11 protein-coding genes are annotated in these 12,899 nt (G+C 33.1%); 2 read left to right on the forward strand and 9 right to left on the reverse strand.

Annotated elements, in window-relative coordinates:
- Positions 1 to 268: 268 nt before the first annotated feature.
- The 8 genes from ACE025_RS06880 to ACE025_RS06915 all read right to left on the reverse strand — a co-directional run bounded on the left by ACE025_RS06880 (position 269) and on the right by ACE025_RS06915 (position 5,841).
- On the reverse strand, positions 269 to 1,045 hold the full coding sequence (locus ACE025_RS06880; RefSeq protein WP_485938790.1) for a hypothetical protein: 777 nt from the start codon (positions 1,043 to 1,045) through the stop codon (positions 269 to 271).
- Between the two features lie 307 nt (positions 1,046 to 1,352).
- Positions 1,353 to 1,871: a GNAT family N-acetyltransferase gene (locus tag ACE025_RS06885; RefSeq protein ID WP_485938792.1), complete on the reverse strand. Its 519-nt coding sequence runs from the start codon at positions 1,869 to 1,871 to the stop codon at positions 1,353 to 1,355.
- A 261-nt stretch (positions 1,872 to 2,132) separates the two neighbouring features.
- On the reverse strand, positions 2,133 to 2,342 hold the full coding sequence (locus ACE025_RS06890) for a hypothetical protein (protein WP_092480962.1): 210 nt from the start codon (positions 2,340 to 2,342) through the stop codon (positions 2,133 to 2,135).
- 142 nt (positions 2,343 to 2,484) lie between these two features.
- Entirely contained in the window at positions 2,485 to 2,817 is a 333-nt protein-coding gene (locus ACE025_RS06895) for a hypothetical protein (protein ID WP_485938793.1), read from the reverse strand.
- Positions 2,818 to 2,889: 72 nt separating this feature from the next.
- A complete protein-coding gene (locus ACE025_RS06900) occupies positions 2,890 to 3,594 on the reverse strand; it encodes an FAD-dependent oxidoreductase (protein ID WP_485938795.1) in 705 nt (234 codons plus the stop codon).
- Between the two features lie 192 nt (positions 3,595 to 3,786).
- Positions 3,787 to 4,386 (reverse strand): nitroreductase family protein, encoded by a 600-nt coding sequence (locus tag ACE025_RS06905; protein ID WP_485938797.1) that lies wholly within the window; start codon positions 4,384 to 4,386, stop codon positions 3,787 to 3,789.
- A 316-nt stretch (positions 4,387 to 4,702) separates the two neighbouring features.
- The gene (locus ACE025_RS06910; protein WP_485938799.1) at positions 4,703 to 4,828 is read right to left on the reverse strand and encodes a hypothetical protein; all 126 of its coding nucleotides are present in this window, start codon (positions 4,826 to 4,828) and stop codon (positions 4,703 to 4,705) included.
- A gap of 29 nt (positions 4,829 to 4,857) precedes the next feature.
- Positions 4,858 to 5,841, reverse strand: coding sequence for a hypothetical protein (locus ACE025_RS06915; protein WP_485938801.1), 984 nt, complete (start codon positions 5,839 to 5,841; stop codon positions 4,858 to 4,860).
- A 799-nt stretch (positions 5,842 to 6,640) separates the two neighbouring features.
- Here ACE025_RS06915 and ACE025_RS06920 point away from each other — a divergent pair.
- On the forward strand, positions 6,641 to 7,045 hold the full coding sequence (locus ACE025_RS06920; protein ID WP_485938803.1) for a (deoxy)nucleoside triphosphate pyrophosphohydrolase: 405 nt from the start codon (positions 6,641 to 6,643) through the stop codon (positions 7,043 to 7,045).
- Entirely contained in the window at positions 7,042 to 9,915 is a 2,874-nt protein-coding gene (locus ACE025_RS06925) for a DEAD/DEAH box helicase (protein WP_485938805.1), read from the forward strand. The genes ACE025_RS06920 and ACE025_RS06925 overlap by 4 nt, the downstream gene beginning before the upstream one ends.
- A gap of 250 nt (positions 9,916 to 10,165) precedes the next feature.
- On the opposite strand, the gene ACE025_RS06930 is transcribed toward ACE025_RS06925, so the two are convergent.
- Positions 10,166 to 12,898 (reverse strand): AbiH family protein, encoded by a 2,733-nt coding sequence (locus ACE025_RS06930; protein WP_485938807.1) that lies wholly within the window; start codon positions 12,896 to 12,898, stop codon positions 10,166 to 10,168.
- Between the last annotated feature and the right edge of the window lies 1 nt (position 12,899).

The raw sequence follows: 12,899 nt of genomic DNA on the forward strand, positions 1-12,899 counted from the left end.
TGTACCTGAATCATCCATTGCATTTATTTCACGTTCTGATTTTAATGTGACCACGTAAATTCCTCATTTCTTTACACCAATAATTAGATGTATGCATATAGTTATTGTAACAAAGAATAACTTTTAAATAAACACATGAAATTCTATAAATTCGTGTGTCAATATTTTTGTCCAGTCAAAAGACTGACTCTCTTTTTTGTGAAAAATATAACCCCTTTTGGAAAGGGGGTTATTCAACTATTAGTAAATTCAATTAATAACGACTAAATCATGGCAATTTAGCGAGAAATCTACCGCCACATTGTGAACATTGGATGGGTGAATTAGCGCGTAGTTTATTTTTATCAGCTACGATGATGTTTCCACAGTTCGGACATTCTCCCGTAACTTCATTTTCCGGGGGACCAAAAATTAATGTTCCTCCTTCACCGAAGCCGATGGAATTACCAGTGAACTCATTATCTCCCTGTTGTGTAATTCCATTCACGCTAATAGTACCTTCTGAATCTCTAAAATTTGTACCTTGTAAATAATTGGACGAATGGTTTGTAGCACGTAAATGGGTACGTGGCGAGTTAATTTCAACATCTTTCAAGCGATTATGACTGTTATTATTTGCATAAACTGATGTAAAATCTGCATTTATGATTTGATTAATTATAGTTTGTGTACTCCAGTTTTCTGTCTCAACCATGAATTCAGATGGAAATTCACGGTGTGCTTGTTCAATAATTAAATCAAGCTTTTCCTCCAATTCTGATACAGCAGAAACTGTAGCAGCCATTGACTGAATCTTTTCTATATCGTTCTCGCTTAAAGCTATGCGTTTATTAGTTTCATAAATACTCTCTCTTAATTCAGTCATTAATATATTTAGATTATGATCAGAAAAGAGCTTATTAACTATTTGAGCAGCTTGTTGATAACCAGGAACAGGAACGAATGTAGCTAAAAAAGTAAGGTAATCTAAATCCTTAATAACTTTTTGATTCTTAGGTAACTCTTTGAAATAGGCTTTGATTTGGGTAATTTTTTCTTCTATCACTATTCAATCTCTCCTTTGATATTCTTTGCTAATACTAATATTGCTAGAAAAATAAGCACCAATCTATGAATAAATTATTTCTCCAACTTTAAAGTTGGCTTATCGGCTTTTAATTTTCTATTAATATAGATTTGTTTTATCACTTACTAATAATAAATATATCGTTTTATTTTTAAAAATATGAAATTACATAAAGTCGTATATGTAATTACATATATTACAATAAAAAGAGGGCTATGAATAAGTTCGTGCAAAAAGATAATTTAGTAAAAGGGAATAAGATATTCTTTTGTATACCCCCAAAACGTTATTTTTGGATGTTAAAGAGTAAATTGTCCCACCCATAAACTTCTTCCGCCAATTTACTATGACTAATTTCAAAACAAGTCACATCAACATACTTGGCCCCTAACCGTTGATAAAAGAGTTTAGCAGAATTGTCCTTTAGCACTTTAACCATCACATGCTGTATCCCACGTGCTTTCAGTTCATCGAATAATTTAGAAACCAACTCTTTTCCTATGCCTCTTCCATGAAACTCCTCTAAAATATAGAGCGCATACACCTCCCCTTCATACGCTGGAAATTCTTCTATCTCCCGATTTTTTCCACCTATAATATATCCGACCACTTCTTCGTCTTCTTTTGCTGCATACACAATGACTTGTTCATCATCTAAAGCTTTTTGAAAAGACTTTTCTCTTAAATCATAACTCATACTATCCAGATATGTGTCAGGGACAATGTTTTTGTAGGTTACCCTCCATGAATCCACATTTACTTTAGCCATACCTTTAATGTCATCATAAGTTGCTTTTCTAATCAACACAAAATCCTCCCTCTCATAAATTGTAGTTATTAAATAGTTTAAACTATCTGAGTCAAAGGTTTAGTATTTCTAAAATTCATTACTTGAATAAAGTATAACACACGAAATTTTAATCGTTTGCAAAGCTTTGTGTGTTTGATTCACATCCGAAACCCTTTCATTGTTGCTAATTTTTTTGCAAAGAATAACGAAACAATTAGTTAATGATACCAAAAAAGCCGATTACTCATTATGAGAAATCGGCTTTTTGTTTATGCTTTAGCGTGAAGCTTTTGGTGGTTGACACACATCACATTTGCGTTGGTGGTTATTTTTAAATTTCTTAAAAGTCTTTTCAAATTTATTGCCGCATGCACATTCAAATTCTAACTTTTGAGAAAAGCCTTGGTATTCTGTCGTCAATAACTTGCTGTCTGAATTGGTTTCCACAAACTTTTTGATTTCACCGATCGTCCATCGTTTTTGCATTCTCTTACACCTCCATATGTATCACTAGCGGAGGCTTTTTCGGCATCCGTTCTTATTACTGTCGTAGTGATCTTAAGCTACTCATTATAACACGATTTTCAGGATTTAAACAGCACGAATAGTCTCTTGAAGAGGTGTTCCATTAATAAGTTTCCTTCTCTGCCACGAAATTCCGCAAAGCTTCCAGCTCAACCGGAGTAACTGACCGTTCATTGTTGTACAGCTTCTCTAAATCATCTTCTATCATGCCTAATTCGCTTGAAAGGTCTTCGTCTGACAACCCTTCACTTTCTTGGATATCTCTGATCGTTGTGATTAGCAAGATCGTTTCAATATCCTCATCTGATAAAGCTCCTTCTTGCGACTGATCGTAGTTGATCAATTCTTTAATGGAGTCTTTTCCAAGAAACTTGCCGATACCTTCTGCTAATTCCTGCACTTGGCGCAAAATAAAATCTTTGTCTTCTAGTCCCACTTACATCCATCTCCTCAATCACTCAATTGCTTTTCGTATTTACTCTGTCAGTATACCTTATTTTATTTCCATTTACTTCGCTCCAAAGAATGTATCCGAGACGATTCTCTTTCCATGTATACCTTTTTCTTTATAATGTTTTTTGACGGACTTCAATACAGCAGGCGATCCAGAATTAAAGTAATAAGCTGTATTGCCGTATTGATCGACAATTTCATCCAACTTTGCAGTGGTTTCTTCTCGCGAGGTCATTTTGTACAAATGGATCATCGGGTTATTTTGGACAATTTTTCCGATCTCTTCACCAAAGAGATAATACCCTGAGGAGGAATAAACGACTTCAATCGGGCGGCGAGTATCGAATTCCAGCTGCTTCAATAAGGCACGAAATGGCGTTATCCCAACTCCGCTCGCGAACATTACGATGGGAGACGTTTCATCTTTCACTTTCATCCAGCCAAATGGACCTCGCAACGTGATTTTTTCCCCTGGCTGCATACTCAGCAATGCCTTTTTGAAGCTGCTGGTTTCTTTTCCCGTTCGTGTCCCGAGCAACAAAAATCCTTCTTCTGGTATCGAAGCCACGGAAAACAAACGGTACTTCCTGCCTTCGATCGATTTGTTCGGCAGCGTATAAACACCATGCTCCCCCGGGATCCACGTCAAACCGGCATCATTTTTGATTTTTATGACATAGTAATCGCCATAAGGATTTTCAATACTTTCAATCGGAAGCTCGCCTTGTCTGACCACGCCTTTTACATCGTTGAAGTCCATCCTCTTTCCTCCTCAATGAATCACATGAATACTTAGTATGTAAGCAACTCTTACACGAATTGTAGGCGCTGCTCTTATGTGCTGTCAACGGATAACTCTGGATGCTTTGCGCAAATGCACTACGAAAAAAAGCACCTGAACTCCTTTTTAAGGGAGCCAGATGCTTTAAGTATCAAAGAGCGAATCGTTTGATTACTCTCCAACTACGCGAACTTGTTCGCTGCTGTCGATGAATTCTTTTGGATTTGGTTCTGCTTCGATTGAACCAAATGGCATTTGAGCGATCATTTCGTATGATGCTGGTAAGTTGAACATTTCTTTCACTGATTTGTCAAAGCCTTGTTCAAAGCCAATGTTCATATGTTGCAAGCTTCCGCCTAAACCTAATTCAGTCAATGCTAACCAGATACCGTATTGAGCATTTGCACTGTGGTGTTGTTTATAAACAGTTGCGCGTTCGTTTTCGCCTAGTGCTCCTGTAACTGCATCGCGGTCTTCGAAGAATAATACAGTACCAACGCCAGCTTTAGCGCCTTGCATTACTCCTGACATCATTTCCCACATGTCGCCTTCCATAACGTCTTTTTGAACGTCTAAAATGTGGTCCCATAACTTAACGTTGTCTTCTCCAAATACAACTACTAAACGAGTTGTTTGGCTGTTGAAAGCCGTTGGGATTTGTTGCGCTACTTCGCGAATGCGGTCAGCAATCTCTTTGTTTGATAATTCAGTGTTTGTTCCGATAGCGTAAGCTGTACGGCGTTCTTTGATTAAATCTGTAAATTGTGTCATGTGTAAATCTCCTTTAAAAGTTTATTTGCTTGTTTAGCACTTATTAATAGTAAGTTTAACAAACAAAAAGAAGTAAGTCAACGGAATTATCTCGGTTTAGGAATAATTTTTTTGTTTTATTTTACATATCACATACAAACCAACTTCTCCTATCTTATAGTCCAAGAATTGGCTCTAGGAGTAATACATGATCTCAATTTCAAACTGAAAAATAACTAAGTTTATGTGATAATAAATTCTTCCTCAAAGTAAAAATGAACAATCTAGTAGTTGTCTTATTAGACATCTACTAGACTGTTCCTCTTATTCTAAACTTTTAATGCTTTTTATCCTGATGATCTTTCAAAGTTTTTCCAGCATTTGATTTCTGTTTTTTAGTACTACTCTTACTACCTAATTTTCTACCAGCATCTCCTAATTTTCCGCCGCTATGTTTTGCCATAAAATCCTCCTATTAATACTTAATAAGCATTATTTTTTATTTTCTGTTGCCTCAATAATTAATGTCAGCTCTTGATCAGAAAGGATATTGCCATTTCTGTTAATCGAGTTTTCCGTGTGTTGTTCAAAGAATTGGTCTAATAAGCCAGGATTAGCAAGTGTTTGATCCATGATATATTTTTTTGTTTTACCACGCTTCTTACCATATACTTTATCAATTTCTGCCTTTCTTAAAGTTTCATAAGAAGGTGGCTTCACTTTAATAATGTTTCCATTCTTGTCTCTTTTTACTTCACAAAGATTGGATATCGCTTCTCTATGTTTAGCTTGTCTCCATATAAAAATCACTTTATTTAAGTAACTATTCGCAGAAAAACCAAACTTTTTTGAAACTATTTGCTTCGGCACTAATATAATAGGTTTACCCTTTTTGTCCTTTATATATCTATTCTTTAAAGTCTGCCAGCTTTTAGTAGAAGCGTCCCAATATTTACCATAGTTTATCTCATCGTTCTCAATTGGTATATTGTAAAGAATAGCTTGTTCTAATGTATATTCAACTAGCTCCTTCTTCAGTATACTAATAATTAAATCAGACATTCTATCTTCTGCAAAATTTGATACAAATAAAACTAAACTAATAGGATTAGAAAGAACCTTATTTTCCAATACTTTTGAAGCAAGTACTGTATCAAAAAGCTTAGTTAAAGCTCTTTCAGACGTACCCTTCCCTTTGTTTACTCTAGAATAACCTAAATGAACAGAGTTTGTTTCTCCGGATTGATTAAACAACTTTATTGCATATTTTTTCTTATTTGTTGCGTATAAATCTAAAACGGTTTCAAAAAAGCTATACACATTATTAATGACTTTGTTCGAGAGTGCAGTATCCATTAATTCCCCGAGTAAAGTTGGATTTAAAAAAAGAAGTGCATCACTTTCTAGGTTGACATCAAGAAAATCAACTTCTTCTTGTTTTAATTTAAGATTGAATCTTTCTGTTACTTTTTCCACTCATTCGCCCCTTTACATAATTATTGATAGAGACTCGACGTGGCATTCTGCACATACCTTTATGTATTCCGTAGATTATTGTATTACTCTTAATTTATATAAATACTTCACACATGCGTTAATTTGTGTTAATATTTTATGCGTATAAAAATTAAATTTGGATCCTACAATAAATTTGGATTTACGTCCAACATAGTTTAGGGTGCATAACACCAACAATAGATTTCCCGATCTATTGTTTTTTTTCGTTCTCTTCACCATATATAGTATCACAAACATTTGTTCCTTTCAACTTAAAAACGCATTTAAACCCCTTTTAAAGGATTTCAACCCCTTTAAACACCTGACCACTAATTTCAAACAAAGACTCTTAAATCGCCGTTTTTTTGACAATAGGCAATTTTATTGTTATTTTTCGGAAAAAGAAATACATATTCTGTTTTTTTTGACAATTGATAATAAAATACTACATATAGTGTTGTTCTATTTTCTCTATTTTTAAAGTCTACCCTATCCCGCTGCAACTTTTAATTTCACTTTTATATTTAGCCCTTTGAAGTTTTCCATACTATACCCAATTTTCTTTTATTCGTTGATCCCATTTTTTATTTTTAACAACTAATGATTAAGTTAGCATATCTGGTGGGCCATATTAAAAATATTTTTTCCGATATCTACTATTTCTTGTTAATGTTATTGCACTACCTAAATCGATTGTTACCAATAACTTCACTCATAATACATAATAGTATGAACGCTATGTTAAAATAAAAATATGAATAAAAAGAAGGATGTGAGTATGTTGAAGGAAATTACTGTTGTAGGCGCTATTTTAATAGAAAACGGGAAAATCCTATGTGCACAAAGAGGCGAAGGTAAATCGTTAGCTTATCTTTGGGAGTTTCCAGGTGGGAAAATAGAATCTGGAGAATCCCCTCAAGAAGCCTTGATACGAGAACTTCAGGAAGAACTCCTTATTGAAGTGGATGTACAACCTGATGTGTTTGAACAAACCAGTTACGAATATGACTTTGGTTTAGTCCACTTAACCACTTTCATTTGCTTCTTGAAAAAAGGGACGCCACAGTTGACTGAACACATTGCTGTGAAATGGTTAGAACCTAAAGAATTGAACCAATTAGAATGGGCACCAGCAGATATACCAGCTGTTGAGAAATTAATGGAAATGGGAATAGTAGAATGACAGATACGTTAGAGCGTTCATTAAAAAAAGCCTTTATAGATCAAAAAACTGAAGGATCTTTATATGATCCTCAAATCATCATCAATGACACGAAGAAAAAGCAATATATGCTGAATGTACTACAAAATGAATTGGATACCTGTGAAGAATTCTTTTTCTCAGTTGCTTTCTTAACTCAAAGCGGTCTAGCAGCACTAAAAACACAATTAGCGGACCTTCATCTTCGTGGAATCAAAGGGAAAATTTTGACTTCTATCTACTTAGCTTTTAATCAGCCTGCTGTCTTTGAAGACTTAATGAAAATTCCTAATGTAGAAGTCCGCATTTCCCAAAAGAAAGGTTTTCACTCCAAAGGCTATTTATTTAAGCAATCAGGGTATCATTCCTTCATTATCGGGAGTTCTAATTTGACTATGAGCGCTTTAAAGGTCAATTACGAGTGGAACGTGCGTTTAACTTCTTATGACCACGGTCAAATGATTCAAGAGATTCAATTACATATGGAACAAGAATGGCAAGCGGCTCTAATACTCAATGATGACTGGATTCACAACTATAAACAGACTTACCAACCAGTAACCTACTACAAAGAAATTAACACAATCCAAGATACAACTCTTATTGACGAGCCAAATTCCTATATCGTGCCAAATAGTATGCAACAAACAGCCCTATTGAATCTTAAAGAACTACGAGCTACAGGCGCTAAAAAAGGATTAGTCATTTCGGCTACAGGAACGGGGAAAACGTACTTATCCGCTTTTGATGTCTTACAAGCTAAGCCTAAACGGGTTTTATTTATTGTCCATAGAGAGCAAATCCTAAATAAAGCTAAAAGTGATTTCCAAAAGATCCTTGGCGGAAAAAACGAAGACTACGGTATTCTTTCTGGAAACAAAAAAGAAATAAATGCCACTTATTTATTTGCTACAATCCAAACCATTTCTAAAGATCTAGTCTTGCAACAATTTGCTAAGGACCATTTTGATTACATCTTAATTGATGAAGTCCATAAAGCTGGCGCTCCTTCGTATCATCGAGTAATGGATTATTTTAAACCAGACTTTCTATTAGGCATGACAGCAACACCTGAGCGAACCGATGGATTCAATATTTTTGAATTATTCGACTACAATATTGCTTATGAAATTCGTCTTCAAGAAGCATTAGAAGAAGATATGCTTTCTCCTTTCCACTATTTCGGAGTAACCGATTATGTAAAAGATGGAGAACTGATTTCTGAGTCGACAGATCTGAAGTATTTGATTGAAGAAGAACGAGTTACTTATTTGTTAGAAAAACTTGATTATTATGGATGTTCTGGCAATATTCCTAAAGGGTTGGTTTTTTGTAGCCGCAAAGAAGAAGCAAAAACGTTGTCTGCTTTGTTCCAACAAAAAGGACATCCTAGTTCTTATTTAACTGGAGAACACTCGCTAGAAGAACGAGAAAGACAAGTCGAACGGTTAGAAGATGGCGAGATTGAGTATATTTTTACTGTAGATGTGTTTAATGAGGGAATTGATATTCCTAAAATCAACCAAGTGATCATGCTTCGGAACACTCAATCGAGTATTATCTTTGTCCAACAATTGGGACGTGGGTTACGAAAAGATCCTTCGAAAGAATTTGTCACGGTCATTGATTTTATTGGTAACTATAAAAATAACTATATGATTCCAATGGCTTTGTCTGGTGATGTGTCTAGAGACAAGAATAATTTGCGTAAAGACACTTTTGATACAAATTTTATTTCTGGGGTTTCTTCTATCAACTTTGAAAAAATTGCCAAACAACAGATCTTTTCTTCTATCAATCAAGCTTCTATGGACAGCATGAATGAATTAAGAAAATCATTCCAATTGCTTTATAATCGCCTTGGTCGTGTACCATACTTGAAAGATTTTGAAGAACAACATACGATTGATCCTTTGCTAGTTGCTAATAAGAAAAATAGTTATTACGATTTTCTAGTCAACATCAAACAAAACGAAGGGACTATTTCTGAAGTAGAAAATCGATTTTTGCTGATTGCTTCAAGAGAATTATTGCCAGGAAAGAGAAAACAAGAGTTGGTTTTGTTAGAACGATTGATGAGATATCCAGCACAAAGTATCTCATTAATAGGGATCAAAGAGTTATTTACAGAGCATGGAATTCTAGCAGATGAAGAAACAGTCCATTCTGTCCTCAACACTCTAGATTTAAGCTTTTACACTGGTTCTGTGGCTGCTCTGTATAAGCAACAAGCCTTTATCGAGCGAGTAGAAACTGAAGTATCATTGTCGCCTTCATTTAAAGAAGCGATGGAAAACGACTATTTTACACATTTAATGACCGATATTCTTGAAACAGGATTGTTGAAATCTACAGAATATTCCTCTACCGAACCTTTAACGCGCTATCAAAAATACAAACGAAAAGATGTTTTGCGTTTGTTGAATTGGGAAAAACAAATGGTGGATCAAAATGTTGGTGGATATACATCAAGTAAAGGCGAATTTGTTATTTTCGTCACTCTGAAAAAAGGAGAAACCTTCTCAGGTGCTCAAATGGCTTACGAAGATGAGTTGATCGATTATTCCACGATGAAGTGGTTCACGAAGTCTCCTAGAACCATGTCTTCCCCTGAAGTACAAAAGTTAATGGAAGCTGAAAAATGGCACATTCGTGTATTTGCGAAGAAGTCAGACAACGAAGGTACCGAATTTTATTATTTAGGAGAAGTAAAACCTGTAAAAGATTCTATCATCGAATTAGAAAAACCACTGCAAAACGGCGAAAAGAAAAAGGTTGTAGAGATGTTTTTGAAGTTTTTAGAACCGATTGATGTGAATCTTTATCAGTATTTGGAGGCTGTTCAGGGGTAAAGTATACATGAGCAAACACAAAGCTTATTATTGTAAGAATTATAAGAGTATATAGTATTGAGTTAAAATATAAGATAATTATAATTTTCATTCTATTGGTATAAAAATAGACTCACACCCCCTGATAGTATGTAGTAAATGATACTTTTACTACATACTATCAGGGGGTATAATAATATAATTATCTAACCTTTAACAATATATCTTTTAATTTCTGTAATTGTATACTTTTCCAAATATTTATATACTCTTATAATTTCAATTCGCTATTTAGTGGAACAACTTCTTCATTTAGCTTTTTTTGCCATGCCGATTTGATTTCTTGGGAGTATTTAAGTGGTTTAGCGTTTGGATGCTGATCCCTATAAGTTTCAAACTTTTTACTATTGATAATGCTTCCCATATTTGGGATGGTCTCCATACCGCTTTCATACTGCATGGCAGAATACTTTAATTCATTAGAAGAAACACACCACGTGTTAGAAAACACTTCTATTATATTAGTTTCCATATTCTTAAAATGATCTATTCTAATTTTGTTAATGTCATCTATTGATAAATTTTGTCTTTGTTCCAAAACGTTTATCAGACTATTGTATGCTTCTATCACAATAGTTTTTTTATTTTCTGTAGTTAGAACATTTTTTATTTCCTCATAACTTTTTTTATTATTCATATATTCAAATAATAAAATATCAATTTCAGAATAATTAGGTTGTATCTTTTCAGTATCATCCAGTAAAATATTTGAATTATTGTTTTTATTCAAAACTTCATTTTCAAATTCGTGCGAAACAGATAGCTGCTTCTCAACAAACGATATAAAAGACTCTTCATTTGTTGAATTACCAACTAAACTAGATAACTCAATATACCAGTTTTTGAATTCTATAAACTTCTCTTCAACTATTTCCTCTTTAGGATCAAGAAAGTTTGGAATAGTGTCTTCTATAATTCTCTTTGTAGCCACTAAAAAAGATTCATTTTGGTCTTTTTTATAATCTCTATAGTAATCAAGAATAGAAACACTTGTTTCATCAATAGTTATTTTTATTTTTTTTGAGAAAATATCTAGAAGAACATCTACGTCTATATCATTAAACGAGGTAATACTATCTGGGCTATTTAATTGAAGTAATCTAAAGTTTGGAAATCCTAATAAGTTTTCGTTATTTTTCATTAAAGATGAAAATTGTAAAAACTCCTTTGGATAGCCAACGATCATTATTTCTTTAATTTTATTACCTACAGTTATATTAGGGAAATCAGTTTTAGAACAATCTATGTAAAGAATTTCTAAATTTTCTAAATGCGCCTTAACTTGAAATGGATCTGATAACACTAACACAAGCTCAATTAAACTTGCAGATTTTTCTAGCACTTCATTATCGATAGTAATATTTGTATTCATTTCAAAAGTAAATTTTACAATGTTAGTGTCTCTATTGTTGGTGTGGAACATAAACGGTCGTCTTGTATGTTCAGGATTAAAAACGCAGTCTTTTATTTCTAGTTTTAATAGTGATTCGCAAACAGAAATATCTAACTCTGTTTTTCCGTTATTCAATAATGTACAAGAATTTAAATCTGTATGAGTTAAATTCTTCCCCTCATATAATAGTGCTTCCAGAAAATCTATGTCTATTTCACTTTTTTCAAATGAAATTTTTTCAACATTAGATAAAATTTCCATAAATACCTTAGAAGTCTTTAACTCTTCAATATCTTCTTCTAAAACATCCAAAAAATGAAGTTTCTTGATTTTAATAAATACGTGGCTTTTATTAAGCTTTTTTATTAGACTCATTATTACTTTAATATTTTCAGCCGTAATTCTTAGCTCGGTGATATTTTTAAATAAAAAGTGTTGTGCTGTTATTGATAAGTTCCTAAAAATATCCATTTGGGGGAATTTATTATTTATACAAGATTCGATACTTGTATATTCTTCAAAATTATGAATAATTACATCATTTTCAAATAATATTTCTACAAATGGAATGAGCACAATTTTTTCAACTATTGAGGAATCCATTTCTCTAATGATTTCTTCAATCTTTTCAGTATAATCTTGTTCATAATAGAAAATAAATACTTTATTTGCTTTATTTAATATTGTTTTTAAGAAGGTAAAATCACTACCTTGTAATGAATGACCGATGATATAAGCATCAAAAGATTTTTTCGACTTATCATCTAATTCGTTCATTATATTTCTCCGAGTAGAACTCAAGTCATTATTTTCTTTTATCCTAAATAACTTATCATTTAATAATGATTGGGAGTAGCGTAATTTTTTTGTATCTTCTCTATCTGTAAAACCGCCGCCAAAAAGGATATTATCTTTTTCGATACTTCCATGAATATGTGCTATCCTTTCCTTCGTTCTTTTAATTCGTACTTTTGCCAATTTTCTTTCTTCATCAGCTCCGTTATTAAAAAGATCTTCGCAAAGATCTTCAAGTGTGTTTGTATAATTAAAGTTAATAAAATAGGCTTTTTCATCCTCAAGAAGTGTCTTCAGGAACGGGTTAATATTTCGAGAAAATTTTTTAAATTCTAGATCGTACTGAGAAATAGTATTTTGTTGAATCCAACGTTTATATTCCTCAGATATATAATCATAAAAATCAACTTCTAACTTTTTTATAGCATCATTTATTGATGTAATTTCAAAAGAATCTTGAAGCTCTGCATGTTGAGTGCGATTATTTACTTTCTTTATAGTCTGTTCGTATAAACCCTCAAAATCTGACCAGTTCAAATAAAAATTTTCGTATTTTCTTAAAAAAAGACGGTTATATTCGTACAACTCTAAATCTTCTGACAACTGATGTTTCACTTTTATATACTCAATAAAATCTTGATATGAGCTTTTGATTCCAACACTCATATCAAAACCATTGCCAATAATAACAACTTTGTCATCTTTGATTAATATATCATTTTCTGTAGAAGCTTTTTGTATGTTCCATTCATTCAAT

This window comes from Desemzia sp. AGC72 (genome assembly GCF_057334175.1).

What these genes read in the sequence shown, in the direction of transcription:
- ACE025_RS06900 (WP_485938795.1), bottom strand. Translation starts at nt 3,594, where the DNA reads ATGGACTTCAACGATGTAAAAGGCGTGGTCAGACAAGGCGAGCTTCCG.
- ACE025_RS06910 (WP_485938799.1), bottom strand. Translation starts at nt 4,828, where the DNA reads ATGGCAAAACATAGCGGCGGAAAATTAGGAGATGCTGGTAGAAAATTA.
- ACE025_RS06890 (WP_092480962.1), bottom strand. Translation starts at nt 2,342, where the DNA reads ATGCAAAAACGATGGACGATCGGTGAAATCAAAAAGTTTGTGGAAACC.
- ACE025_RS06925 (WP_485938805.1), top strand. Translation starts at nt 7,042, where the DNA reads ATGACAGATACGTTAGAGCGTTCATTAAAAAAAGCCTTTATAGATCAA.
- ACE025_RS06905 (WP_485938797.1), bottom strand. Translation starts at nt 4,386, where the DNA reads ATGACACAATTTACAGATTTAATCAAAGAACGCCGTACAGCTTACGCT.
- ACE025_RS06920 (WP_485938803.1), top strand. Translation starts at nt 6,641, where the DNA reads ATGTTGAAGGAAATTACTGTTGTAGGCGCTATTTTAATAGAAAACGGG.